Raw genomic sequence first — 25455 nt, 5'->3', positions numbered from 1 at the left:
ATGAACTGGAAAAAAATAATCGGTATAATCATAGGCATAGCGCTAATAGTAGTGATGGCTATGAAATTGAAAAGCAATAAAGCCATTTCCGAAAATAAGATTTATCAATATGATAAAGAAAAAGCTATTGCTGTTAAGGTAGACACCATTTCTTTCAATTATTTTCAACATAAAACAAGCTATACAGGTAGTTTTAAAGCTCAAAAAGAAAGCAAGATTAGCGCTGAAATACAAGGAAAAATAAATCAGTATTTAGTTGAAGAAGGAGATATTGTAAAGAGAGGTCAGCCTTTAATCAAATTAGATAACTCATTATTAAGACTTGATTTAGAAAATATCAATGTTCAAATAGAGGATTTAGAATCTGATGTTAAAAGATATAAATCATTAGCTGAGAGTGATGCTATAAAAGGAATTCAGCTTGAAAAGGCTAAAACTGGATTAAAAAGTGCTAAAGTTAAGCAAGCAATAGCCTTAGATAAAATTAGCAAAACAGAAATCAAAGCACCATTTAATGGAATTATCACTGCTAAAATGAGCGAAATTGGAAGTTTTGCGGCTCCTGGAATGCCGCTTATTCAATTAACAGATATTTCAACACTCAAATTCAGCATTAATGTAGCGGAAACAGTGCTTCATCTATTTGAATTAGGGCAAAGCCATACCGTTATAGCCGATGCATACCCTAATTTATTATTCACCGGAAAAATTACTTTGATAGGAAGCAAAGCCAATATGAGCAACCATTTCCCGATAGAATTTGAAATTGAAAACACCTCAGACTTAAAAATAAAATCCGGCATGTATGGAGAAGTTAGCATATTGAAAACCAGCCCGAACAAATTGATTAGCATTCCTGCTTCTGCTTTGGTGGGCAGTTCTTCAGATGCGCAGGTATATCTGATCAAAAATAACAATGCTGTTTTACAGAAAATAACGGTAGCCCATAAAATTCAAGATAAAGCCATTATCTCCAAAGGATTAAAGGAAGGGGATGTGATAGTAACCGAAGGTTTTATCAATCTTTTTGACGGTGCAAATGTGGAATTAAATTAAATCAGCGAAACAATGAATATTACTGAAATTTCTATCAAAAGACCCTCGCTGATTATAGTATTATTCAGCATTTTCACCCTCTTGGGTATTATTGGTTTTAACAAATTGAGCTATGAATTAATGCCCGATTTCAATCAGCCCGTAGTTGTAATTAAAACCATTTATCCTGGAGCAGAGCCAAAGGAAGTTGAAAGTTCCGTGTCGGAAAAAATAGAAGATGCACTTTCAAACTTAGAAGGAGTGGATTTTTTGGTGACAAAATCTTTACCGAATGCATCCATTATCATAGCTAATTTGAATTATGGAACTGATTTGGATAAAACTATGCAGGATGCACAGCGCTATATTGACAATATTAAAAAAGATTTGCCCGCAGATGTGCAAAGTCCGGTGATGAGTAAGGTGTCCCCTAACGACTTACCAATTATGTCCATTAGTGCCACTTCTGATTTATCCTCCACAGAATTTTATCAGAAAATGAAAGATGAATACCTACCTCAAATTCAACAAATAACTGGGGTAGCGGAAATCACCATGCTAGGAGGTGAGGAAAGAGAGATTCAGATAAAGGTAAATCAAAATAAATTAAAACTGCATAAGCTCTCTTTATTGCAAGTGGTGGAAGCTATCAATCGATCTGGAGTGGATGTTCCTGCAGGTAATTTAAAAACAGATCAAGCACTGAATTCCGTAAGATTGACTGGTAAATTCAAAACATTAGAAGATATAGAAAATGTGCAACTTGACATGCCATTTCCTGGCAGCCCTGTTTACGTGAAAGATGTAGCAATTGTAACTGATGGCACTAAAGAAATAAGCTCATTAAGTCGATATAACGGCAAAGAAGGAATAGGGCTTTTACTCAAAAAACAAGGAGATGCGAATGCAGTTGAAGTTTCTAGGACAGTTAGAGAAAGATTTCAGACAATCGAAGAGCAAAATAAAGCCTCTAATGTTCAATTCATTATTGCAGATGATAGTACAGACAATACTATTGCTGCAGTAAATTCAGTAGTTGTGGATCTTATTTTAGCAGTTGTTTTGGTTTCTCTGGTGATGTTATTGTTTTTAAGAAGTTTTAGAAACGCTATTATCGTTTTGGTGGCTATTCCGACTTCCTTAGTAACCGCATTTGCCGTAATGTGGCTTTTAGGTTATACTTTAAACCTGATGACTTTATTAGCCATGTCCCTCATTATTGGGATTTTGGTAGATGATGCAACCGTGGTATTGGAAAACATTCAACGCCATCTGGATATGGGCAAGAAAAAAAGAGAGGCTGCCATGGACGGAAGAATGGAAATCGGTTTTTCGGCTCTATCCATTACCCTCGTTGATGTGGTGGTATTTTTACCCATCCTATTCCTTCAGGTTTTTGTGGCAGATATGCTAAAACAATTCTCTGTAGTAGTTATTACTTCAACCCTTACCAGTTTATTAGTTGGATTTACCCTTACCCCTTGGCTTGCTTCACGAATTGGTAAAAAGGAAGATTTACAACCCACTAATTTCTTTAACAAGTTTCTATTATGGTTTGAGAGACAACTTGATGCCCTTACCGATTGGTATGGAAAGCTGCTTAACTGGGTGTTAGAGCATAAAATTGCTTTTACTGCTATAGTAATCCTATTATTTGCTATGACTTTAGGCATCATGCGGCAAGGCATTATCGGCAAAGAGTTGATTTCCACTGGTGATCAAGGAAAGTTCAAAATGGCCCTGGAATTTGATAAATCTACCCCTATAGAAAAAAATAATGCTGTATCTACTGAAATTGAGGAATTCATTTTAAATCAACCGGAAGTATCGACTGTATTCAGCAATATCGGAGGACCAAGCACCGGAATTGGAAGTTTGGGAGTAGGTTCAGCTAATAAAACCGAATTCACCATTCAATTAAAAACCTTTAAAAAAGAATTGAAAGCCTCAGGTCTAGAAGCAAAAGATACGGAAGTTTTCATGAGGAAATTAAGAACTGATTTACAAAAGCAATTTCCTGGAATAAATTATTCTATGTCTGCCTTAGGATTAATTCCGCGCACGGCACCCATAGAAATTACCTTAAGCAGCAGTCATTTAGATAGCGTTATGCAAAGTGCAAATGAATTAAAAGCTATAATCGAGAAAATCCCTGGTGCTGATAATGTAAGGCTTTCAGTTGAAGAAGGAAGTCCTGAATACAAAATAATTCCTGATAAAGATAAGATGCAGCGTCTGGGACTGAGCACTGCTTATGTAGGATTAAATATTAGAACAGCTTTTACTGGGAACGATGATGCTTCCCTCACGGAGGATGGAATTGAATATCCGCTTAGAATTTGGCTAGATGAATTTAGCAGACAAAACTATGAGGACATACAGCAATTATCCATTATTAATCCAAAGGGACAAGCTATAGAAATAGAACAATTTGCTAAGATCGAATTGGATAACTCACCCTCACTTTTGGAGAAAAAAGATCGACAACCTGCAGTAACGCTAACAGCTGATGCTTTAGGTCGTCCTTCAGGAACTGTGGCAGATGAAGTGGTAGCCTATTTAGGAAATAATCCCTTAGCAGAAGGACTAGAAATGACCTGGGGAAGTGATATAAAGCGTCAAAATGATAGTTTTGGGGCATTAGGCTCTGTTTTGCTTATTTCCTTTTTATTAATATACCTCATCATGGTCGCATTATATGATAATTATATTTATCCTTTTGTAGTTCTGTTTTCGATTCCTGTTGCTGCAATCGGAGCATTTTTAGCCTTAAACTTATCCTTAAGTAATTTAAGTTTATTTGCCTTATTAGGTTTAATTATGTTGATGGGCTTGGTAACAAAAAACGCCATTTTGATAGTTGACTTTACGAATCAATTGAAACTAGAAGGCAAGCATTTTAAAGAAGCATTACTGATAGCTGGAAAAGGAAGGCTTAGACCCATTTTGATGACAACACTTTCAATGGTTTTTGGGATGTTACCTATAGCATTGGCCAGTGGAACAGCATCAGAATGGAAAAATGGATTGGCTTGGGTGATTATAGGTGGACTTCTCTCTTCCTTAATTTTGACTATATTTTTAGTGCCAATGGTATATTATCTGGTAGATAAATTAAAAGAAAGAATATATCAGAGAAAATAATTAAAAATGAAAATCGAAATAAAAACAATAATCGCATTTGCGTTATCACTTACTCTTTATTCATTTAACGATCTCAATGTTGACACTCATTCCCTTACCATAAGAGTAAAGAATTTACGAAATGATAAGGGCGAGGTTCAAATTGCATTGTATAATAAAAACGGTTCAATACCCGATGAAAACTATAAGAATTATTACAAAATTCTAAAAGGAAAAATTGTGAATGCTTCATCTACAATAACTTTTAATAATATTCCATCAGGAAAATATGCAGTAAACATTTTACATGATGAAAACAAGAATGGTAAAATTGACAAAGGATTTATCTTGCCAATAGAAGGATTTGGTTTCTCTAATTTTCAATCAATTAGTTTTAAGAACAAACCCACCTTTTCAAAAGCAAGTTTTACAGTAAATGAAGACAAATCAATGAGTGTAAAGGTGATTTATATGTAAGGTGGAATTATCCATCATAAAAATTAACCACATATGTCATTAAAGAGATAAAGTCATCGATTACCCAGTTAGTGAAAAAAGCTAAATAAAGCCTTTCTTATTAAATGGAAAAGTTACAACCCAAGTTTAATAAAATGGAAAAGATAACAATAGACAATTATTTAGACAACCATTATATAAACCGAAGTAATTGGTTAAGAGCTGCTGTTTTGGGAGCAAATGATGGAATAATATCTGTTTCAAGCCTTGCTATTGGTGTAGCGGCTGCGAGTTCCGTCAGAGAACCAATAATGTTAGCTACAGTAGCCGGATTAGTTGCAGGAGCTTTATCGATGGCAGCAGGTGAATATGTTTCAGTAAGTTCACAAACTGATACCGAAAAAGCAGACATTGAAAGGGAAAAGCAGGAACTTAAAGAAATGCCCGAAACAGAGTTGAATATTTTAATTCAAATTTTTGAAAAAAGAGGGCTTAAAAAAGAAACAGCCCAGCAAGTAGCTATAGAATTAACAGAAAAAGATGCTTTGGGGACACATATGCGAGAAGAATTAGGGATAAATGAGATAAGTCAAGCCAACCCAATACAAGCAGCTATCGCATCAGGAACATCATTTCTTGTTGGGGGAGTGCTACCACTTTTGGTAGTGCTTTTTATACCAGTGCTGGGAATGGAATATTGGCTATATGGATTTACGACTATATTTTTAGGAATCTTGGGAGCAGTTTCGGCAAAAACAGGTGGTTCCAGTATGGCAAAAGCTATAGTAAGAATTAGCATTTGGGGGACATTAGCTATGGGACTTTCTGCATTAGTGGGCTATATTTTTGGAGTGAACGTATGAATTAGGTGGATATGTATTCATGATAAACTCTAAATGAAGATCGCAGGAGAATTAGATTTCAATGGTTCCAATAATTCATTCATTAAAGTAAAAAACTACCTAAATAAACCTCCACTACTAAAACCCAATCCCATTATTCTTATTCAATTCATACTGATGCTCTTCCAAATAATATATTTCAGAAAGGTTCATAGGGTTATGGACTTCCTTTTTTACTCCTAAATGTTCAAGTAGAGCTTTAGATTTCGGGATGCTTAATTTGTTGAACTCATACATTAATTTCAATCTACCTTTTCGCATTAAGGCCGGATCTATTTGGTGCAGTTCAGTATTGAAAGTTGCAATAATTTTTATGCCCAATCCATCACCTAAAATTCCATCAGTCAGGTTTAATAACATGGAAATGGCTGATGTTCTGGCACTATTATCAGATTTTAATAATTCCTCAGCATCTTCTATCACCAGTATAATATTTCTATTATCTAACAAGAAATCAGTTAATGCGAAATCATCTAAATTAAGCGCAACTTTCGGAGGGAGGAACACCATCCTTTTATTTACTTGGTGAATAAGGTATTTGATGTAGGAACTTTTACCAGTTCCGGGGGCTCCATAAAGCAAATAAAGACCCGAACCATCTTCTTTGGAGAGTTCCCTTTTCAGTTGTTCATCCACTGCATCAAAGCCTTCATTATAATGTAATGATAAATCAACATCCTGCTTTTTAATTTCAAGGTCTTTTGGCATTAAACCCATTTTGCTTTGCACAATCATCGATATTCCTGACTTTTCTTTATTCACAAAAGTCTTCATCCCCTCTATTAGCTCGCCTTTCAACTTAGAGTCTTCACCATATGCCATTTGCATCATGCTCGAGGCGATCTCAAGTACAATCTCATCATTAAAAACATAAATAGTAGAAAGCATTTCCTCTCCCTCCTTTTCAGAAAATTTTTCTCGTTTATGTTTGCTGCTAATCTCATCAGAAAAATTCTTTTCTAGCCATTCACTAATTTTCTTGATGTCAACCTCATACATTTCAAAAGTATTGGGTACTTTTTCAAAACGACTAAAAAATATTTGCCCCGCATTTATGTCCCCTTGAAAATCAAATGGAGACAAAGTCCATTGAATTGATTGCTGGTTTTGATGGATGCTCTTCATTATGTGTTATTTTATGATTCTCAAATGCCAAATTAGCGGATATAGCAACGCATTCAAATTAATTTAAATTTCATTTGAGGTTCAGTTCAAAAATGATGAATACTTGGTTGTAAAATAAATATTACATAGTTTAATGGAATTATTATATTATATATTTTCAACTAAACCTATCAAGAATGAAAAACACTAAAGACTCCCACCTAAAATTAATTACTCAAAAAGGGAGATTTAAAATGGACTGTAGCCTTGCTATTTTTAGTAATGAAGAAAGAGCGATTTTAGAAAAATACGGACATTGGTTCAAGGCTTTGATTTCTGGTGAATTAGAACCTTATACTGAAAAACAAAAACTATTTATAGAGGCAGCAAAAAACGAACGACATCCCATCTCTATAGAAGAAAAAACATGGTTTAAATATACTAAAAGAAAGGAAATAGAAGAAAAACATGGACATGTGCTGAGTTCCAGGCCAGAATTAAAAACTGATCCATTTTATTCCAGGGAAGGTGCTAAACATTTGAGAAAAAGTCAAATGAGCACAATGGGGAAAAATCATTGGGCTTAAGTGGTTTATAATTTTTAAGTTTAAATTTGGCTGCCAATGTCAAATATTAGATTTTAAAACATGTATATTTTATTTCCGGGAAGACATCATATACTTACCTCATTTCAATTCGAATATCTTACACAAACAATAAAGTCATATTCTGAAAGTGCTTCAAATGATATAGTGGGTGTTATTTTTGCAGTTACTTCGGCAAATCATAGTGGAACAAAACGCAATCCTGTGCCTTTTTATCTGCGAGCTATGATGATACAGGAATTTTCAAATAATCTTGATGTACCCACCTACGTTTTCGGAATTGATGATGTAGGCACCATTGATAATTTTGCAAACTATACAGTTAAACAGATTAAACATCAATCTGATGGGGAATTAAATCTTACCCCCGAAAACACTTCTGTTATTTGTTCCACACCAGTATTGAAAATGTACCAAGAGTTGGGCTTTACTATTCTTCCTGCTGAATTGGAAGATATTAACACTCAAAAATATCATGCTAAACTACCTTGGGATATAGTGGAAATGATTGTTGAAAATAGAAATTGGGAAAATGATCAAAATATCGTTCAGTTAATTCATGAATCAAGTTTTAAAATTTGGAATACTTATAATCTTGGAAGCAAAGTAAGAAAGATATTATCGGATCCAATAATAGGGGAAGACGGAGATATTACAGAATCAAGGGATTATAACACCTATGTTCGTCAAATGGATGAAATAGCAGAGCTTAAATTCAGAGAAACAAGCCCGTATATTTTATCGGGTCGAATTGGAGATATTGGATGTGCTGTAGGATCTTGGATTAAGCAGGCATGCGAAGTATCTGAATTGAGGGAATCAGATTTTTATGGAATTGAAGTAGCACGGCAGTTATATGATGTATGTATTCAAAGAAAGCATAATGGTGAATTCAAAAATCCGAATGTCTTCTTTGCACAAAAAAATGCTGTCACTTCTTTAGTCTTCGAACAGCAGTCAATGAATACAATCCATACTTCTTCACTGACTCATGAAATTGAATCTTATGGAAGCAGATCAGATTTATTGAGTTTTATTCAAAATCGTTTTGATGAACTAAAGTCTGGTGGTGTATGGATCAATAGAGATGTAATCGGTCCTGAAGATGGCGAAAAGAAAGTTTTAATGCTCTTAAATAATGAAGATGGAGCAAATGAAAATATCTATCAATCTTTTTCAAACCAAACAGAGTTAGCAAACCACCTTAATAGTCTTTCTACCTTTTCAAGATTCCTGAGGTTTACAGAAGATTTTAGAAAAGAAGAAAATGATCAAATCAGCTTTAGTCTAAAAACTATTGAAGGGAAAACCTATGTTTTACTGGAACTGAAAGATGCTGCCGAATTTATGTTGACCAAGGACTACAATGACAATTGGAATAGCGAAATGCATGAACGTTTCTGTTTCTGGAGCATCAAGGAATGGAAAGAACAATTAAGCGCAGTAGGTTTCGAATTATTAAATAATTCGGTTGCTTATACTAATCCATGGATTGCTAATAACAGATTCGTTGATAAAGTAAAGTTGTTTGATGAACAGATGCAAGAATTACCCTATCCACCAACCAATGCCTTAATGATTGCAAAAAAACTCTAGCTCTTAATTTGTGTAATAATTACATAATTAACTAACTTTATCAGTATGACTATAACTCAAAATATTAAGGTTGCTGTAGATGCAGTAGTTTTTGGCTATAATTCAACTGATGGGCTATCCATTTTATTAATAAAAAGGAAAAGTGACACTTTTCATGGTACCTGGGCACTTCCTGGAGGATTAGTCCATGAGGGTGAATCATTAGAACAAGCTGTAACCAGAGAATTAAATGAGGAAACAGGAGTATCCATTAATTATTTGGAGCAGTTATACACTTTTGGAAAACCAGAAAGAGACCCAAGAAATAGAGTTGTATCAGTTGCTTATTACGGATTGGTTAAACCTGATATTTTTAAACTTAAAGCTGCAACTGATGCAAGTGATGTTGCTTGGTTTGAAGTAAAAAGACTTCCAACTTTAGCTTTTGATCATAATGAAATTATTTCTGAAGCTATCAAAAGGCTTAAAGGTAAAATCACTTATGAACCTATTGGATTTGAACTCCTCGATGAAAAATTCCCTTTTTCAGAATTAGAAAAACTGTATATGACAGTATTGGATCGACCATTGGATAGAAGAAACTTCAAAAAAAAGATCATGAAATTCGGTTTCTTAGAAGAAACCAATGAAAAGCAAAGCTTGTCAGGTGCTGGCAGACCTGGTAATTTGTTTCAATTTAATCAGGAGAAATACTTCCAACTCAAAAAAGAAGGTATAAACTTCGAAATATAACTCGCTGAAAATTAAAGCTGTATAAATTTATTTTTCTATTTGCGTAAATAATACATTAAATATTTTGTGTATTAATTACACTTATTTATATTTGCGTATACTAAACGCAATTAGAAATGAAGACAGCAGTAATAATAGCACGATTTCAGACCCCGTATTTACATAGTGGTCATACAGAATTAATTCAATCTGTAAAAGCTAATCACAATAAGCTCATTATCATTTTGGGTATTGCACCAATTGCTGGTAGCAAACGAAATCCTTATGACTATTATACCAGGGAAAAAATGATAAAAGACAGCTATCCCGAAGTAATTGTACTCCCCTTATCTGATCATCCTGATGATAAGGTGTGGTCGCAAAATCTGGATAGTTTGCTCAAAAATACTTTCACTACCGAAGGATTCATTTTATATGGTAGCAGGGACAGTTTCATTTCCTATTACAGCGGAAAATATGAAACAGCAGAATTACCACAGCATGGTGATTATAACTCTACAGATATCCGAAAACAATATTCTGATAGAGTTACAAATTCTGAAGATTTCAGGGCAGGTATTTTATATGCCTATCATAATCAGTACACAAAAGTTTATCCCACTATTGATGTTGCTGTCTTTAGAAATAATAGAACTGAAATTTTGCTGGGGCAGAAGGTAATCAACAAGAAATGGAGACTTATTGGTGGTTTTGCCGATGCCGAAGATTCCAGTTTTGAGGAAGCTGCAAAAAGAGAGTTAACTGAGGAATGCGGACCAATAGCGGTCAGTAATTTAAAATACGAAACCTCACTCAAGATTAACGATTGGCGGTATAGAAATGAAGCTGATAAAATTATCACCACTTTATTTAGCTGTGATCATCAATCTGGAAATCCTATTCCTTTAGACGACATAGAGCATCTGGAATGGATAAAAGTCAATGACTTATTTCAAATGATAAAGGATAAAACAATAACTGAGGAGCATATAGCACTATTTCAGTTCCTCTTGAAAAAATAATATTCACCATTAAATAATAAAGCCATGAATAGAAATAACTTAATATTATTAGCCGATGCCTACAAATATTCTCACCACAAATTATATTACCCAGGCACAAATAAAGTATATAGCTATTTGGAGAGTAGAGGTGGGAAATTCAATTCTACTGTCTTCTATGGACTTCAATATTTCATAAAGGCATATTTAGAAGGTATAGCTTTTACCCAACAAGATTTGGATGAGGCAATTCCAATTTTAAAAGAAGTTTTTGGTAGGGATGATGTTTTCGACCCTAGTAAATTCCAATACATATTAGATAAATATAATGGAAAACTGCCCATAAGAATAAAAGCCGTTCCAGAGGGTACGGAAGTTCCTGTAAGCAATGTACTGTTGACTATTGAAAATACAGATCCCAATTGTTTTTGGTTAACCAACTTTTTGGAATCATTGCTTATGCAGGTATGGTATCCTATAACTGTTGCCACAATTAGCAAAGAAATTAAAAAGACATTGACTAAATTCTATAGCGAGACAGCAAGCAACGGAGCTGAGGCAGGTATCGAATATGTGCTAAATGATTTTGGCTTGCGGGGAGTCAGCAGTGTTGAAAGTGCAGGATTAGGCGGTAGTGCTCACTTGGTAAACTTTCAAGGAAGTGATACAATCATTGGATCTGTCTTGGCGCAAAAGTATTACAATACTTCTACAATTTACGGAAAAAGTGTGCCCGCAACAGAACACAGTATTTGCACATTATTAGGGGAGAAAGGAGAACTCGACATCTTCAAGCATGTGCTAAACAGCTTTCCAACAGGAATAGTAGCTTGTGTTTCCGACAGTTATAATATTTTCAAAGCTTGTGAAGAATATTGGGGCGAAGATTTGAAAACCCAGATAATGGAAAGAGAAGGTGTGTTGGTCATCAGACCAGACAGTGGTGATCCAATTAAGACCCTATTGAGAATTTTTGACATCCTATTTGAAAAGTTTGGCTATATCATAAATGATAGGGGATATAAGGTGCTTCCTCCTCAAGTAAGAGTGATTCAAGGAGATGGGGTAAACTACGATGCCATAAAAAACATCTTTCAAGCACTAAAAGAAAATAAAATCAGTGCAGAAAATTTAGTATTAGGCATGGGTGGGGCATTGCTCCAAAAGCTGGATCGTGATACACAGAAATTCGCTTTAAAATGCAGCTATGCTGAAATAAATGACGAAGGAGTAATTGTCCAGAAAAGCCCGACTGAGATGGATGAAAATGGAAATATCACTGAAAGTTTCAAGAAAAGTAAAGGAGGGCGTCTAAAGCTTATCAAAAGTGAGGGAGCATTCAAAACTGTTAATGAGCATGAATATCCAGAAATTGAGGACGAGCTTGTTACCGTTTTTGAAAATGGAGAAATTATTCAGGATTGGACTTTTGAACAAGTGAGAGCTAATGCAAATAACACTTTAAACGATAAACAATATGATCTCAAAAGCAATATACAGAGCATTACATAATGCTAAACAAAAGAAATGGGGTAAAACTTTTTGGGCATTTGATATTCATGAGACCATTGTAAAACCCAATTGGTCAACTGAAAAAATATCAACTGAATTTTATCCTTTTGCAAAGGAAGCATTACAGTTAATCAGTCAGAGAACGGATGTTACAAGCATTTTATATACATGTACCCATCCTAAGGAATTAGAGAAATATCTGATTTTTTTTAGACAAAATGGGATTCACTTTGACTACGTAAACGAAAACCCTGAAGTAGTGAGCAAAAACTATGGGTACTTTGAAAAGAAACCCTATTTCAATGTTCTTTTTGAGGATAAAGCAGGTTTCGATGCAGAAAACGATTGGAAAGAAGTATTAAAAATAATCAATAAAAATCAAGAGATATGTTCGGTATAAATTATATTAAATTCGATTCAATGACTTATGTCATTCAGTATAAAAATGGAAAAATAGCTAGAGAAGGTAAAGGCTTATCATTCTTTTACTTTTCACCAAACTCTTCTATTGCATCCATTCCTACTGGCAGTAATGATATCAATTTCATTTTTACAGAAACAACTTCAGACTTTCAGGAAGTCAGCATTCAGGGGCATATTACCTATAAAATTGAAAAGCCTCGTCAACTCGCAGAACTACTTGATTACACAGTTGACGGTAATGGTAACTACAAAAAAAATGACTTTGAAAAGCTAGATGAAAGATTGATAAATGAAGCTCAAACAGCTACGGCTTCTTTTATTAGAGAGATGGACCTAGTGGATTCTATCAATAGTTCAAAAGAACTTTCATCTGAAATTTATCAGAATTTGAAAGATTCAAATGCGATTTCTCAGCTAGGGGTTATTCCATTAAAAATAAATATCCTATCAATAAAAGCAACGCCAGAAACACAAAAAGCTTTAGAATCTAAAGCACGGGAGGAGTTACTGAAAAAGGCAGATTTAGCAATCTATGAAAGGCGCAATTTCTCAGTTGAACAAGAACGCATGATCAAGCAAAGTGAGTTGAATACTGAAATTGCCATTGTTGAAAAAGAGAAGGAGATTGCTGAAAAACAAATGGAAAGAGATGTTGCTGAAGCTGAAAACGATAGAAAAATAAGAGAAATGAAAGTAACAGCAGATTTTTCTGTTGAATCCAAGCGCCAAGACCTGATAGATATCCAAGTAAGCAATGAAAAGAAATCTGCAGAATCACAGGGCTATGCAGTTGAGGCAATGATAAAGCCTTACAGAGATTTAGACTGGAGACTCCTTTCTGCTTTAAATCAGCAATCAGGTGATGCTCGCAACAATATTGCTTTAGCCTTTAGGGAACTTGCAGAAAATGCAGGAAAGATTGGTACTTTAAATATCAGTCCTGATTTATTTGACATGCTTCTCAAACAAGAAAAAGAAAAGAGATGAATTACGAAAGAGCTATAATTATAAAAGGAAAAACACGGTTAGAAAAGCTTCTTGATCGATATAACAGCAAATCTCAAGCGCAATTTTATATTAACCATAATGGAGGCGATTTTTCTGAATATGAATCGGAACATGAACAGTTTTACAATGGCTTTAACTATGCTAAAAAGATTATTAATAGACAGCTAAAATCCACTGTACTCGAAAGAAATTTCCTGCCATCTTTTCTGTTTGAGAAAAATGATTTGATAGTAGTAGTTGGACAGGACGGTTTAGTAGCGAATACTGCCAAATATGTATCCACAAATCCAATATTTGCAATTAATCCAGATTTAGAAAGAAATATGGGTGCTTTATTGCCATTTGATTTAAATAGTTTGTCAGAAGGGTATAAACGAATACTAAGGGGGCAGAATGAATGCAAGCATATCACATTAGCAAAAGCTAAAATGAACGATGGGCAAGAATTACTGGCTTTCAATGATTTCTATATTGGTAAATCAAATCACAGCTCTTCACGCTACAAAATTATTTATCAAGGTAGGCATGAAAACCAATCTTCAAGCGGAATTATTATTTCCACTGGTGCTGGATCAACTGCATGGCTAAGCTCTGTACTAAATGAATTCAGGGGGTTGGAAAAGTTTTTAGGTTATAAAAGCACGGGCACATTTCAAAGCATGGAATGGGACGATGACAAATTATGCTATATTGTGCGAGAACCCTACAAAAGCCCGAATTTTAGCACAGATATGGTGGCAGGATACGTCAATAAAGATGAAAAATTAATAATTGAATCTTTAATGCCTGATGATGGAGTTATTTTTAGTGATGGCATCATGGAAGATTACCTTGTATTTAATTCGGGTAGAACTGTAACTATTACCAAGGCTCATGACAAAGCTAAGCTCATTATATAAAATGGGCATGGCTAAAGATGAAAATTCCATTTAGTAAAAATTAATGAAATGAAAAAAATCATATTTAATACTTCAGACTATAAATACTTAGCTCAAAAGGTTCTTGAACTAGGTGAATTTGAAAAAGGAGAATTAGAAACAAATACCTTTTCTGATGGAGAACGATATCAAAGAATATTATCTCAAGTTGAAAATCGAAATGTAATTCTAATTGGGGGTACTGTAAATGATTCTGCAACCTTAGAGCTTTATGACCTTGCATCTGCTTTAGTTAGCTATGGAGCAAATTCATTAAGTTTAGTAGTGCCTTATTTTGGATATTCAACTATGGAAAGAGCAGTGGCTACAGGTGAAGTCGTGACAGCAAAAACTCGTGCACGTCTCCTTTCATCTATCCCACGAAGCAACAAAGGAAATCACATATATTTATTTGATTTACATACAGAAGGTTTGCCTCACTATTTTGAAGGAAATTTATTTCCTATTCACCTTTATTGCAAAGAATTAATAATAGAAGCCTGTCGAGAATTTGGAGGTGATGATTTTGTATTGGCTAGTACTGATGCGGGCAGGGCGAAATGGGTGGAATCCCTTGCAAATGATATGCATGTGAATGCTGCATTTGTGTTAAAACGAAGATTACAAGGTGACAAAACGGAGGTAAATGCCGTAAATGCTGATGTTGAAGGAAAAAATGTAATCATTTATGATGACATGATACGATCTGGGGGAAGTATAATTAATGCAGCCAAAACCTATAAAAATGCAGGGGCAAATAAAATTTTTGTCATAACCAGTCACGGACTTTTCGTTAATAATGGATTAGAAAAAATCAAGAATTCAAATATAATTGAGAAGGTAATTTGCACTGATACCCATCCCAACACACAACTTATTAAAGATGATTTTTTAGAGGTTAGAAGTATCTCGAGACTTATAGTGGATAATTTAAAATAAGAAGGATGAAAATTTCACTTAATAAATTCTCAATGCTTCAATTAAATATTAAAGTAAAGACAAATCGACACAGGCTCTGCATCTAAAATTTAGGAAACTTTGTGGTCTCGGCAGGAATCGAACCTGCATCTAAAGTTTAGGAAACTTCTATTCTATCCATTGAACTACGAGACCAAGTTTGCTTAAAAACAAAGCTGCAAAGCTAAATTAGTAATAAGTGTTTTTCAAATAATTCGGAAAAATTGTGAAATGCTTGGCCTCTACCAACTTTCTCAATTTATTTTTAAGCTCTTCTATGTTTTCCTTATTGGTCGCTGAGATGAACACGACATCATTCTGTTCTTTATTCCAATAAGTATTTTTCAGATTTTTAATTTTTTCCTCAACGCTTATTTCTTCCTCCTCTTCTAATAAATCAACTTTGTTAAAGACCAATAAGGTAGGTTTATCACCTGCATCAATATCCGTCAAGGTCTGGTTAACCACACTAATATGATCATCCAATGTAGGATGGCTCACGTCCACCACATGAATTAAAATATCTGCTTCCCTTATCTCATCCAATGTTGATTTGAAAGATTCGATCAAGTGTGTCGGTAATTTCCTGATGAAACCAACAGTATCGGATAAGAGAAATGGAATATCTTCAAAATTGACTTTTCGAACGGTGGAATCCACTGTAGCAAACAATTTATTCTCTGCCAGAATATCCGATTTCGAAAGGCGTGTCATTAATGTAGATTTACCCACATTGGTATAGCCTACTATGGCAACCCTCACAATTTTGCCCCTTGATTTTCTCTGGGTTCTGCTCTGCTTTTCAATTTTAGCAAGCCTTTCTTTGAGTTTTGTAATGGTATTTCGAATTATCCTTTTATCCGTTTCGATCTCTTTCTCACCAGCACCACCACGTGTTGCGGTTCCACCACGCTGTCTTTCCAAGTGCGTCCACATACGGGTAAGCCGAGGAAGTAAGTACTGATTTCTGGCTAATTCTACTTGAGTTTTCGCTTGAGCTGTTTGAGCTCTATTCAAGAAAATGTCTAAAATCAACAAACTCCTATCATAGATTTTGACTTTCAACTCTTTTTCTAAATTTCTTAATTGAGAAGGTGTTAAATCATCATCAAAAACTACCCAATCTGCCTTTTCTGCTTGCGCATAAGCATTGATTTCCTCTAGTTTACCTTTTCCAATAAAGCTTCTCACATCAGGCTTTTCCAATCTCTGGGTAAATCTTTTGATAGTTTTCGCTCCTAATGTAGAGGTTAAGAAGGCCAATTCATCTAAATACTCATTGACTTTCTCTTCGTTTTGATTTTGCGTAATGATAGCCACCAAAACGGCCTTCTTCTCATTCTTTTCCTCTGCAGAATTATATTGCATATATTGTTTTATAGATATTCTATTATGTGATTACGTATGAAATCCATCTTGGGTATTGAAATACAGTTAATCACAATTATTCCTCATTTTATTAATCAAATGAGCTTATTTCAATTCATCCAAATACAATGCCACTGCCTCAATCTCGTTTTCGCTCAACTCTTCTTCATACGCTGGCATCACACCTTTTCCTTTTTTAATCCATGCTACACTTTCCGCCAGGTTAAGTTGGCTTTCTGTTAGATCGGGGGCTTTAAAAAGACCCTTTTTACCATCTGCGCCATGGCATTTTTTACATTCAGCTAAATAAATTTCCTTTCCATTTTTTAAAAGTTCAGCTGTTTCACCTTCAATAACAACCTCCGAAGCATCATTAGCTGGGCTATCATTAGAAACAGTAGTTGTTTCATCTTTGGAAAAAGTAAGGCTTCCAACTTCAGAAGCTCCGTAAATGTAAAAGGTCAATAATAATGCGATAATTGCCATGGCTTTGTTTTCTTTTTTAAATGCAACAATTCCAATTGGGATTATAATCAGGACTAGTATCAATTTTACCCACAAATAAGTAGGGGCAGCTGATCCGTACAAAGACAATAAATACCCACCTGTTGCCAACATGAGTACTCCTAAAATAGGTTCGACCATTTTAAATTTTCTGACTTTAGCCAAAAGTTCTTTTTTATTGATCAACAATAAAACGGTCTTGAATAATAAAAATAATAAAAATAAAGTGACCACTAATACGTGGGTGTGAAGCATTCCAATTTCCATATCTACTTGTTTTTTGTACAAAAATAATAAAGCCTATGGGAATTATTTCATATTGTCCGTTATATTTGAATTTTATAGGTATTTTAAAGTGGAATAGTACAAACTAATCTGCCTTTAGCTCTTACCTGTCGAAATCTCCCCAACTTAAAAGAACCGTAAGTGTTATTATTTGTAGATTTGTTATTACAATATGAGAATCGCTATCACTTTAAATACCTCGTGGAACATCTATAATTTTAGGATGTCACTTATTCAAGCACTGATAAAAGACGGGCATGAAGTAGTGGCTATTGCACCCCATGATGAATATACCGTTAAGCTAATTGAAGCTGGCTGTGAGTTTGAAGATGTTACCATGGACAGTAGAGGCGCAAGCCCAATTCGAGATACTGGACTAACCTTTGAATTGCATAATATCTATAAAAGGGTGAAGCCTGATATCATTTTACACTATACAATAAAGCCTAATATTTACGGGACTTTGGCTGCAGCTTGGCTAGGAATTCCTGTCATCAATAACGTAAGTGGCTTAGGCACAATCTTCCTGAACGAAGATTGGATCTCAAAAATAGCATTAAGCTTGTATAGATTTTCCTTTAAATTCCCTAAAAAGGTGTTTTTCCAAAACCATGAGGATTACCAACTCTTTATGGACAAAAAACTGATCCAAAGAAATATTTGTGAAGTAATTCCAGGATCAGGCATTGATCTGAATGAATTCACTCCACACCCTCCTCAAGAAAAAGCTGAAGGTGAGCCTTTCGAATTTTTAATGATCTCTCGATTGATCATTGACAAAGGAATCAGGGAATATGTTGCAGCTGCGGCTATTTTGCAAGAAAGGGGAATGAATGCAAAATTCAACCTTCTAGGTAAATTAGATGAATTACATTCAAGGGGTATATCAGCTAAAGAATTAAATTTCTGGATAGAAGAAGGTTACATCAATTATTTGGGCAGTACTGATGATGTTCGTCCCTTTATAAATAATGCTGACTGTGTGGTTTTACCAAGTTATAGAGAAGGAACACCAAGGACATTATTGGAAGCAGCTGCTTGTGCCAAACCAATAGTTGCTTCGAATGTACCTGGCTGCAACAACATCGTTGACCATAGATTAAACGGTATCCTTTGCAAAGTAAAGGATGAAGATGATCTTGCATTGAAAATGAAGGAAATGTATTACATGGCTCCTGAATTACGCCATAAAATGGGTGAAAAAGGAAGGGAAATAGTAGAAAGAAGATTTGATCATAATTTAGTAATTGAACGATATTTGAAAGCTATTGATCAAAATGCGACTTTAAAACCCGAACTTAGAGCAGCTTACGCAAATAATTTGTAAGCAATTTCAATAAACTATTGTCTTTTGCTTAATTGGTTATATTTTTACAATCAGTGAATAAAACTATCAAAAAATTCTACCTATATCCAATTAGTATTCTTGCACTTGTACTGACTATGAGCAGTTGTAAAGTGTATCGGCAGAATATTATCCTTCAATCAGATTCAGATATTAAATCTGAAAACTTCAAGGAAGAAGTAGCCAAAATTGAAGGCGCTTATAAAATCCAAGCGGGTGATAAAATCAATATCGAAGTTTATACCAACAAAGGGGAGCGAGTGATCGATCCAAACATGGAATTGAATAGTATAACAGGCGGAGGAGCAGGTGGTGGACGCTTTATGCCAGATAAAGAATTTGAGGTTTTACCAACTGGAACCGCTATTCTTCCATTGCTTGGAGAAATCAAAATTTCAGGATATTCTATTGCCGGGCTACAAGAAAAACTGAAAGCAGAATATTCTGAATATTATATACAGCCATACGTCAGGGTTCGCCATTTAAACAGACGCGTGGTTGTTTTGGGTGCTTTAGGTGGTCAAGTTATTCCTTTGGAAAATGAAAAAATGACTGTACTAGAAATTTTAGCACTTTCAGGAGGACTAAACAGAGATTCTAAAGGCAGAAATATCCGATTAATCAGAGGACCTTTAGAGGATCCATCAGTACAGGTAATTAACTTATCCACTATTGATGGAATGCAAAAAGCCAACCTACAAGTTTTACCTAATGATATCATTTATATCGAACCAATAAGGAGAATATTCACTGAATCTGTTCGAGATATTGCACCCGTTATTGGAGTTGTCACCAATGTGGTGACCTTGTTTATTGTGATCGAAAATTTAAGATAGTCGCAATCAATGAGCAATCAGCAAACACGATATCAAAGAAATTTAGAAGGAAACACTTCACAGAAACCTCAGAATCAAGAGTCAGAAGTAGTTGATTTTTATAAATTAAAAACAATCCTCAAGAAAAACCTCCCCTGGGCAATATTACTCATTGCTATAGCAGTATTTGTTGCATTCATTTATGTCCGATACACCAATGTCAAATTCCAATCCTATGCTGAATTAAAACTTAATAAAAGAAGTGAGGCCAGTGTTTTTGGATTTAATCCATTAAAAGAAGAGAATTCAAACCTTAATACATTATCAGGAGAAGTCGAACTTATTCGGTCAAAACTCTTTTTAAAGCAAGTAATAGACAAATTACCACTTGATGTATCCTATCATGTTATTGGTAGATTTAAGAATGAAGAACGCTACAGGTTTTCGCCTTTTACAGTTAGTTATGAAAAATCTTGCGCTAACTATGATCAAAAATTTTATGTTGATATCATTGATAAAGAAAACTTTAAACTAACAACTAATCCTGATGAAGATCAATGGATTAACCAAAAGTTTGGCGAGTATTTCACCTTTAATGGTTGTGGTTATAAGCTGGAAACAACACCACATTTTTTCAATACTGAAAGACTCTTTTTTACAATATCCACCCCTGAGAGCTTAATAAATTATGTAGAGTCAAATCTTTCTGTGGCTCCAGAAAACTTGAATGCTAATACCATCAAAATCACCTTTGAAGATTACAATCCCTACAAAGTTCAAGCGATAGTTGAGCAGGTAAGTGAGCTTTATACGAAGTATAGTAAAGAGCAAAAAAACAAGGCAAATCAGCTGAAAATTGAGTTCTTAAACAAGCAATTGAAGCAAACCGAAAATGAACTCTCAAATTACGAGACTTACATTGAAGAATTTACTATAAAAAACAAAACAGTTAACCCGTCTCAAGATGTAAGCAGGTTGATCTCGGAAATGGTATCAATGGATTCCATTTTGTATGGAATTAATTATCAGCTTGCGGAAATAAATAATATTCAAAGCCAACTTGATAAAGATACGCTAAGCTTTGATAAAATTAACTACCTAGTGTTGCCTTCTAATATGCAACCTTTATTTGAAGAGTTTTCTGAATTAAAGCGGGATTACCAAATGGCTAAAACTCGCTATAAAAAGGAAAGCCAAGTACTCCTTCAGAGAAATCTAGAAATTAATGCGTTAAAAGATAGAATTAATAACTACTTAAATAATAAAGTTGAAATTCTACAAGACAGAAAAAGCACCATTCTAAATCGAAAGCGAGAAATAGAAAATAAATTTAATCAGCTCCCAGCCAAAACCAATGAACTTAACCAGAAAATGAGGTTCTACTCCTTATATGAAGAGCTTTATCTGTCTTTGATGCAAAAGAAAACTGAATTTGAAATTGCCCAGGCGGGTACTTTATCTGAAGTAGATATTTTAACCCCAGCAAATTTACCTAAAGATCCTATTGGCCCCTCCACCAACCTCATCTATATTGGTTCTTTTGCAGTCGGTTTCATACTTAGTTTCATTTTTATAGGACTAAGATACTTGCTATATGATGAAATTAACAGCATTCACGAGCTTGAAAGACTAACAAACATTCCAATTATTGCTAAAATAAGTAGACTAAAACGATATGTGGCAAAGAAAAGCGGAGTAATAGTTTCAGAAAAACCAAGGTCACAAATTAGCGAAGCCTTCAGAACTTTAAGAACAAGCTTAGATTTCATTGGAATTAAAGATGGTAAAAAAGTAATCTCCATTAGCTCCACCACTAGTGGTGAAGGAAAGACCTTCATTTCAGTTAATTTGGCTGCAATTCTAGCTATGTCAAGTAAGAAAGTGATTATTCTTGACTTAGACATGAGGAAACCCCGTGCCCAGTATGCATTTAATTTAGAGCAGAATGAAATGGGTATTAGTTCTATCTTGAGTGGAGGAATACACTGGAAAGAATGCATCAATATTACCAAGACCGAAAACTTACATTTTATCCCTTCAGGCATTCTGCCCCCAAATCCGGCAGAATTATTAGAAGGTGATCATTTCAGCCAGTTGCTAAACGAATTAAAGCAAGAATATGATATTATTTTGCTAGATACCCCACCCATTGGATTGGTATCTGACGGAATCATTGCATTGAAAAAATCTGATCATTCACTCTTTGTGGTAAGAGCTGATTATTCCAAACGTTCTTTCATAGATGATTTGCATAGAAGCCTCAACTTGAATAATATTCAAAATATTTCAATAATATTCAATGCCGTCAAAAAAGAAAATAAAGGCTACGGTTATTATCAAGACTACTACAATGATAACGGCAGTAGATCAATTTCCACTCTAAAAAGGCTCTTCAATATTTGATGAAGCAAAGTACAGTTTTAATTACGGGAGCTACAGGACTTCTTGGGCGACAAATTTTATTCAAGCTGTTAGGGACAGAATATCAAGTTTATGCAGTCAAAAGAGCCCATTCAACTATACCTATTGAATCCGAAAACCTCCACTGGATTGAAGTAAATTCCATCAATGACGATCTCTTCCGACTAGTTCCGAGTCAAGTTGATTATGTAATTCATGCTGCTGCTTTGGTTTCTTATAAAAAGTCTGATTCATCAAAACTTTTTAAAATCAATCGAGATTGGACTTCAAAATTGGCTCAAGATGCTAAAAAAGAAGGGGTTAAAAAATTTGTATTCATCAGTAGTATTTCTGCCCTAGGGAAAAATGCTACCAATAATGTTATAGATGAAAATACACCAAAATCAGATAGGGAATTTCTAAGTAATTATGGAAAAAGTAAAAGGCAAGCAGAAGAAGCACTTTGGAAATTCTCATCAGAAGGACTTCCCATTACAATATTTAACCCTTCTGTGATTATTGGTCCCGCTAATCGTTATCAGAGTAGCGCACAATTGCTCGGCTATGTAAGCGATCAGAAACCATTTTTTACCAAAGGCTTAATCAATTATATTGATGTCAGAGATGTGGCTAAAATTGTAGTAGAAAGTTTGGCTAATAATAGAATTAATGAGCAGTTTGTTTTAAATGCTGGAAGCATTAGCTATAAAGACTTTTTCTCTACTGTAGCAAAACAGCTCAATGTAAAAGCTCCAAGTATTGGCGTTCCTAAATTCATGGTCGTTTTTGGAGCCGCACTTGAAAACATTCTAAGTAAGATCAGTGGAAACCCTGCCGTACTAACGATGGAAACTGCTAAAATGGCAGGAAACAAGAATATATATAATGCAAAAAAGGCGAATAAAGCCTTCAATATCTCTTATACGACCTTAGAACAATCTGTTCAATGGACAGTGAAAGAAATGCAGAAAAGAGGTGAATTATAAACTTTAAAATTTAATTCAACGTTGCTTGATTTTCACCTTTAAATAAGTAAATTTATTTAACACTATTTTGTTCTATTCGACAAATTATGCCAAAGCCTGTGATTTACAGCTTTAAGAAGCTAATTTCAGCTTTGTGAAGATCAAAGCTAGGCAGAGGCGAATGATAGCAAAATGACAAAGTAGGATAACCACTTATATATTATTTATGAGCGAATTTTTCAGAAACAGAAAAGACGAAGAAAAAGAGTTGATTAAAAAATTCGAGAATCATATTCAGGGCAAAGATTTCCACTTTTTCGATGTGGAAGAACTAGAAAAGGTGGTTGAATTATATCTGGATAATGACAAATTCATGAAGGCCCTCAAAGCCAGTGAATTTGCTGTAGAACAATTTCCTTTTTCAGTAGAGCTTTTAATTCTCAATGCACATGTTTTAGCGAGTAATACTAAATATGACAGTGCACTTCAAGTATTGGACAGAGCCGAAAATATTCAGCCTAATGATGTAGATTTATTGTTGACCAAGGCTAATGTACTCAGCATTTCCAATAGAAATAAAGAGGCGATAGAATGTCTTGAGAAAGCCCTTACTTTTGCAGAAGACAAGGATGAAGTATTGTTTCAGATGGGTATGGCCTATCAGCAACTCGGCAAATATGAGGAAGCAATAAAAAATTATAAAGCAGTTTTAGAAGAAAATATTGATCACGAAAGTGCTATTTATGAACTGGCTTACTGCTTGGATGTGACTGACCAATTGGAGGGCAGCATCGCTTATTATGAAAAATTCATCGACGCAGACCCATATTCTTACCACGCCTGGTACAATTTAGGCGTTGTACTTCATAAACTAGGGAAATATGAAAAAGCAATAGAAGCTTATGAGTATGCTGTAGCCATTGATGAGAATTTTGCTTCAGCTTATTTCAACATGGGCAACACCTATTCGGCTCTTGAGAAAAATAATAAATCATTAGATGCTTTCTCTCAAACTCTAAGAATTGAAGGACCAAGTGCTGAAGTATTTTGCAGAATGGCTGAAACCTATGACAAATTAGATCAGGCTGACTTAGCCATTAAATATTTTCAAAAAGCCGTAAAATTCGATTCGCTTTATGATGAAGCCTATTTTGGAATGTCACTTTGCCTCATCCAACAAGAAAAATGGATTGAAGCAGTGCATTACTCTAAAAAAGCAATCAAAATTAATAAACATGAATCAAAGTATTGGCAAGCATTAGCCAATGCTGAATATCAATTAGGAAATCAAAATTCAGCTATTGATGCTTATGAAGAAGCTGTAGCGCTTGATCCTGAAGAAGTTAGCCTATTTTTAGACTGGTCTTTTATTTACTACGAATCTGGTGATTTGGAAGTAGCCATCAATATAATCAAAGAGGGAATGGAGGACAATCCTGATGCTTCTGAGCTTTATTATAGAATGACGGCTTACTTAATTGAGTACGGTAAATACAAAGAAGCCTTTATCTTTCTGGAAAATGCATTAGTTTTGGACTTTGAAATGCATACGGTGCTTTATGAGTTCTTCCCAAGGGTAGAAACACAAAAGGCATTGTTCAAAATCATTGATCAATTCAGAAAAGATAACCAGTAAAACATGAACTACGAATTAAAAGACATCCCTGAAAGACCAGCCAAACCAAGAGATGTAGGATTTACCATGGCCATGGATAAAGGATTAAGCCTTAGAGAGGTAGAAGATTTTATCGATAGCAGTGGTGAGTATACCGATATTGTAAAATTAGGATGGGCTACATCCTATGTTACTTCTAATCTGAAAGATAAATTAGCGCTCTATAAAGAAGCAGGGATCCCTACTTATTTCGGAGGAACTCTTTTTGAAGCTTTTATCATTAGAGACCAATTTGAGGATTACCGCAAGTTATTGGATAAATATGACATGCCATTTGCGGAAGTTTCGGATGGCTCTATTGAATTGCCGCACGATTTAAAATGTGAATATATCAGCAAGCTTTCTGAACAAGTGACAGTTCTTTCTGAAGTTGGTTCAAAAGATGCTGAGAAAATTATTCCGCCATATCAGTGGATTGACCTAATGCAAACAGAGTTGGATGCAGGAGCCTGGAAAGTAATTGGAGAATCAAGAGAAGCAGGAAATGTTGGTTTATTTCGTGCCAGTGGTGAAGTGCGTTCAGGTTTGGTACAAGAGATTTTAACTAAAATTCCATTCGAAAAAATAATCTGGGAAGCGCCTCAAAAAGCCCAACAAGTCTACTTCATTAAACTAGTAGGTGCAAATGTTAATCTAGGAAATATTGCGCCAAATGAAATAATTCCGTTGGAAACCATTCGTTTGGGATTGAGGGGAGATACCTTTCACCATTTTTTAAATAATAAAGATTTACTTTAAAAGCAGATTG

Annotated in this window: 22 protein-coding genes and 1 tRNA gene; 19 read left to right on the top strand and 4 right to left on the bottom strand. The window is 34.7% G+C overall.

Annotation, left to right across the window (positions count from 1 at the left end):
- The 4 genes from FTRAC_RS13480 (at nucleotide 1) to FTRAC_RS13465 (ending at nucleotide 5477) form a co-directional block, all read left to right on the top strand.
- The gene (locus FTRAC_RS13480) at nucleotides 1–1056 is read left to right on the top strand and encodes an efflux RND transporter periplasmic adaptor subunit (protein WP_013454816.1); all 1056 of its coding nucleotides are present in this window, start codon (nucleotides 1–3) and stop codon (nucleotides 1054–1056) included.
- A 12-nt stretch (nucleotides 1057–1068) separates the two neighbouring features.
- On the top strand, nucleotides 1069–4179 hold the full coding sequence (locus FTRAC_RS13475) for an efflux RND transporter permease subunit (RefSeq protein ID WP_013454815.1): 3111 nt from the start codon (nucleotides 1069–1071) through the stop codon (nucleotides 4177–4179).
- Nucleotides 4180–4185: 6 nt separating this feature from the next.
- On the top strand, nucleotides 4186–4635 hold the full coding sequence (locus FTRAC_RS13470) for a DUF2141 domain-containing protein (RefSeq protein WP_013454814.1): 450 nt from the start codon (nucleotides 4186–4188) through the stop codon (nucleotides 4633–4635).
- A gap of 134 nt (nucleotides 4636–4769) precedes the next feature.
- The gene (locus FTRAC_RS13465) at nucleotides 4770–5477 is read left to right on the top strand and encodes a VIT1/CCC1 transporter family protein (RefSeq protein ID WP_041650726.1); all 708 of its coding nucleotides are present in this window, start codon (nucleotides 4770–4772) and stop codon (nucleotides 5475–5477) included.
- A gap of 117 nt (nucleotides 5478–5594) precedes the next feature.
- Here the strand turns inward: FTRAC_RS13465 and FTRAC_RS19365 are convergent, their stop codons facing one another.
- Nucleotides 5595–6641 (bottom strand): AAA family ATPase, encoded by a 1047-nt coding sequence (locus FTRAC_RS19365; protein WP_013454812.1) that lies wholly within the window; start codon nucleotides 6639–6641, stop codon nucleotides 5595–5597.
- Nucleotides 6642–6817: 176 nt separating this feature from the next.
- On the opposite strand from FTRAC_RS19365, the gene maoP reads away from it, so the two are divergent.
- The 9 genes from maoP (at nucleotide 6818) to FTRAC_RS13415 (ending at nucleotide 15332) form a co-directional block, all read left to right on the top strand.
- Nucleotides 6818–7207: a DUF413 domain-containing protein gene (gene maoP, locus FTRAC_RS19360; RefSeq protein WP_013454811.1), complete on the top strand. Its 390-nt coding sequence runs from the start codon at nucleotides 6818–6820 to the stop codon at nucleotides 7205–7207.
- A gap of 60 nt (nucleotides 7208–7267) precedes the next feature.
- A complete protein-coding gene (locus FTRAC_RS13450) occupies nucleotides 7268–8821 on the top strand; it encodes a class I SAM-dependent methyltransferase (protein ID WP_013454810.1) in 1554 nt (517 codons plus the stop codon).
- Nucleotides 8822–8866: 45 nt separating this feature from the next.
- Nucleotides 8867–9553 carry an NUDIX hydrolase gene (locus FTRAC_RS13445; protein WP_013454809.1) on the top strand — a complete coding sequence of 229 codons (687 nt, stop codon included), beginning with the start codon at nucleotides 8867–8869 and terminating at the stop codon, nucleotides 9551–9553.
- A gap of 116 nt (nucleotides 9554–9669) precedes the next feature.
- A complete protein-coding gene (locus FTRAC_RS13440) occupies nucleotides 9670–10554 on the top strand; it encodes an NUDIX domain-containing protein (protein WP_013454808.1) in 885 nt (294 codons plus the stop codon).
- Nucleotides 10555–10578: 24 nt separating this feature from the next.
- Nucleotides 10579–12045, top strand: coding sequence for a nicotinate phosphoribosyltransferase (locus FTRAC_RS13435; RefSeq protein WP_013454807.1), 1467 nt, complete (start codon nucleotides 10579–10581; stop codon nucleotides 12043–12045).
- A complete protein-coding gene (locus tag FTRAC_RS13430; protein ID WP_013454806.1) occupies nucleotides 12011–12445 on the top strand; it encodes a hypothetical protein in 435 nt (144 codons plus the stop codon). Before FTRAC_RS13435 ends, FTRAC_RS13430 begins: the two co-directional genes overlap by 35 nt.
- A 20-nt stretch (nucleotides 12446–12465) precedes the next feature.
- Complete coding sequence (locus tag FTRAC_RS13425; protein WP_245545968.1) at nucleotides 12466–13455, top strand: SPFH domain-containing protein; 990 nt, start codon at nucleotides 12466–12468, stop codon at nucleotides 13453–13455.
- On the top strand, nucleotides 13452–14375 hold the full coding sequence (locus tag FTRAC_RS13420) for an NAD(+)/NADH kinase (protein ID WP_013454804.1): 924 nt from the start codon (nucleotides 13452–13454) through the stop codon (nucleotides 14373–14375). The genes FTRAC_RS13425 and FTRAC_RS13420 overlap by 4 nt, the downstream gene beginning before the upstream one ends.
- A gap of 48 nt (nucleotides 14376–14423) precedes the next feature.
- Nucleotides 14424–15332, top strand: a complete 909-nt coding sequence (locus FTRAC_RS13415; protein ID WP_013454803.1) for a ribose-phosphate diphosphokinase — start codon at nucleotides 14424–14426, stop codon at nucleotides 15330–15332.
- Nucleotides 15333–15434: 102 nt separating this feature from the next.
- Here the strand turns inward: FTRAC_RS13415 and FTRAC_RS13410 are convergent.
- From FTRAC_RS13410 to FTRAC_RS19660, 3 genes are all read right to left on the bottom strand, one after another.
- Nucleotides 15435–15506, bottom strand: a tRNA-Arg gene (locus tag FTRAC_RS13410).
- Nucleotides 15507–15539: 33 nt separating this feature from the next.
- The gene (gene hflX / locus FTRAC_RS13405) at nucleotides 15540–16718 is read right to left on the bottom strand and encodes a GTPase HflX (protein ID WP_013454802.1); all 1179 of its coding nucleotides are present in this window, start codon (nucleotides 16716–16718) and stop codon (nucleotides 15540–15542) included.
- A 105-nt stretch (nucleotides 16719–16823) separates the two neighbouring features.
- The gene (locus FTRAC_RS19660) at nucleotides 16824–17489 is read right to left on the bottom strand and encodes a c-type cytochrome (protein ID WP_013454801.1); all 666 of its coding nucleotides are present in this window, start codon (nucleotides 17487–17489) and stop codon (nucleotides 16824–16826) included.
- Between the two features lie 190 nt (nucleotides 17490–17679).
- Between FTRAC_RS19660 and FTRAC_RS13395 the strand changes: the two genes are divergently transcribed.
- The 6 genes from FTRAC_RS13395 to FTRAC_RS13370 all read left to right on the top strand — a co-directional run bounded on the left by FTRAC_RS13395 (nucleotide 17680) and on the right by FTRAC_RS13370 (nucleotide 25445).
- Nucleotides 17680–18834: a glycosyltransferase family 4 protein gene (locus tag FTRAC_RS13395; protein WP_013454800.1), complete on the top strand. Its 1155-nt coding sequence runs from the start codon at nucleotides 17680–17682 to the stop codon at nucleotides 18832–18834.
- Between the two features lie 116 nt (nucleotides 18835–18950).
- On the top strand, nucleotides 18951–19688 hold the full coding sequence (locus FTRAC_RS13390; RefSeq protein WP_049784151.1) for a polysaccharide biosynthesis/export family protein: 738 nt from the start codon (nucleotides 18951–18953) through the stop codon (nucleotides 19686–19688).
- Nucleotides 19689–19697: 9 nt separating this feature from the next.
- A complete protein-coding gene (locus FTRAC_RS13385) occupies nucleotides 19698–22070 on the top strand; it encodes a GumC family protein (RefSeq protein WP_013454798.1) in 2373 nt (790 codons plus the stop codon).
- Nucleotides 22070–23053, top strand: coding sequence for an NAD-dependent epimerase/dehydratase family protein (locus tag FTRAC_RS13380; protein WP_013454797.1), 984 nt, complete (start codon nucleotides 22070–22072; stop codon nucleotides 23051–23053). Before FTRAC_RS13385 ends, FTRAC_RS13380 begins: the two co-directional genes overlap by 1 nt.
- Nucleotides 23054–23258: 205 nt before the next feature.
- Nucleotides 23259–24668, top strand: a complete 1410-nt coding sequence (locus FTRAC_RS13375; protein ID WP_013454796.1) for a tetratricopeptide repeat protein — start codon at nucleotides 23259–23261, stop codon at nucleotides 24666–24668.
- A gap of 3 nt (nucleotides 24669–24671) precedes the next feature.
- Nucleotides 24672–25445 carry a phosphosulfolactate synthase gene (locus FTRAC_RS13370; RefSeq protein WP_013454795.1) on the top strand — a complete coding sequence of 258 codons (774 nt, stop codon included), beginning with the start codon at nucleotides 24672–24674 and terminating at the stop codon, nucleotides 25443–25445.
- Nucleotides 25446–25455: the final 10 nt, after the last annotated feature.

Source organism: Marivirga tractuosa DSM 4126, assembly GCF_000183425.1.
Taxonomy (GTDB): Bacteria; Bacteroidota; Bacteroidia; order Cytophagales; family Cyclobacteriaceae; genus Marivirga; species Marivirga tractuosa.
Note: the sequence above shows the minus strand (reverse complement) of the source record. Positions and strands in the feature narration are given on the sequence as shown.

Coding starts and splice junctions, on each gene's coding strand:
- FTRAC_RS13480 (WP_013454816.1), top strand. CDS start 1: ATGAACTGGAAAAAAATAATCGGTATAATCATAGGCATAGCGCTAATA.
- FTRAC_RS13475 (WP_013454815.1), top strand. CDS start 1,069: ATGAATATTACTGAAATTTCTATCAAAAGACCCTCGCTGATTATAGTA.
- FTRAC_RS13470 (WP_013454814.1), top strand. CDS start 4,186: ATGAAAATCGAAATAAAAACAATAATCGCATTTGCGTTATCACTTACT.
- FTRAC_RS13465 (WP_041650726.1), top strand. CDS start 4,770: ATGGAAAAGATAACAATAGACAATTATTTAGACAACCATTATATAAAC.
- FTRAC_RS19365 (WP_013454812.1), bottom strand. CDS start 6,641: ATGAAGAGCATCCATCAAAACCAGCAATCAATTCAATGGACTTTGTCT.
- maoP (WP_013454811.1), top strand. CDS start 6,818: ATGAAAAACACTAAAGACTCCCACCTAAAATTAATTACTCAAAAAGGG.
- FTRAC_RS13450 (WP_013454810.1), top strand. CDS start 7,268: ATGTATATTTTATTTCCGGGAAGACATCATATACTTACCTCATTTCAA.
- FTRAC_RS13445 (WP_013454809.1), top strand. CDS start 8,867: ATGACTATAACTCAAAATATTAAGGTTGCTGTAGATGCAGTAGTTTTT.
- FTRAC_RS13440 (WP_013454808.1), top strand. CDS start 9,670: ATGAAGACAGCAGTAATAATAGCACGATTTCAGACCCCGTATTTACAT.
- FTRAC_RS13435 (WP_013454807.1), top strand. CDS start 10,579: ATGAATAGAAATAACTTAATATTATTAGCCGATGCCTACAAATATTCT.
- FTRAC_RS13430 (WP_013454806.1), top strand. CDS start 12,011: ATGATCTCAAAAGCAATATACAGAGCATTACATAATGCTAAACAAAAG.
- FTRAC_RS13425 (WP_245545968.1), top strand. CDS start 12,466: ATGACTTATGTCATTCAGTATAAAAATGGAAAAATAGCTAGAGAAGGT.
- FTRAC_RS13420 (WP_013454804.1), top strand. CDS start 13,452: ATGAATTACGAAAGAGCTATAATTATAAAAGGAAAAACACGGTTAGAA.
- FTRAC_RS13415 (WP_013454803.1), top strand. CDS start 14,424: ATGAAAAAAATCATATTTAATACTTCAGACTATAAATACTTAGCTCAA.
- hflX (WP_013454802.1), bottom strand. CDS start 16,718: ATGCAATATAATTCTGCAGAGGAAAAGAATGAGAAGAAGGCCGTTTTG.
- FTRAC_RS19660 (WP_013454801.1), bottom strand. CDS start 17,489: ATGGAAATTGGAATGCTTCACACCCACGTATTAGTGGTCACTTTATTT.
- FTRAC_RS13395 (WP_013454800.1), top strand. CDS start 17,680: ATGAGAATCGCTATCACTTTAAATACCTCGTGGAACATCTATAATTTT.
- FTRAC_RS13390 (WP_049784151.1), top strand. CDS start 18,951: ATGAGCAGTTGTAAAGTGTATCGGCAGAATATTATCCTTCAATCAGAT.
- FTRAC_RS13385 (WP_013454798.1), top strand. CDS start 19,698: ATGAGCAATCAGCAAACACGATATCAAAGAAATTTAGAAGGAAACACT.
- FTRAC_RS13380 (WP_013454797.1), top strand. CDS start 22,070: ATGAAGCAAAGTACAGTTTTAATTACGGGAGCTACAGGACTTCTTGGG.
- FTRAC_RS13375 (WP_013454796.1), top strand. CDS start 23,259: ATGAGCGAATTTTTCAGAAACAGAAAAGACGAAGAAAAAGAGTTGATT.
- FTRAC_RS13370 (WP_013454795.1), top strand. CDS start 24,672: ATGAACTACGAATTAAAAGACATCCCTGAAAGACCAGCCAAACCAAGA.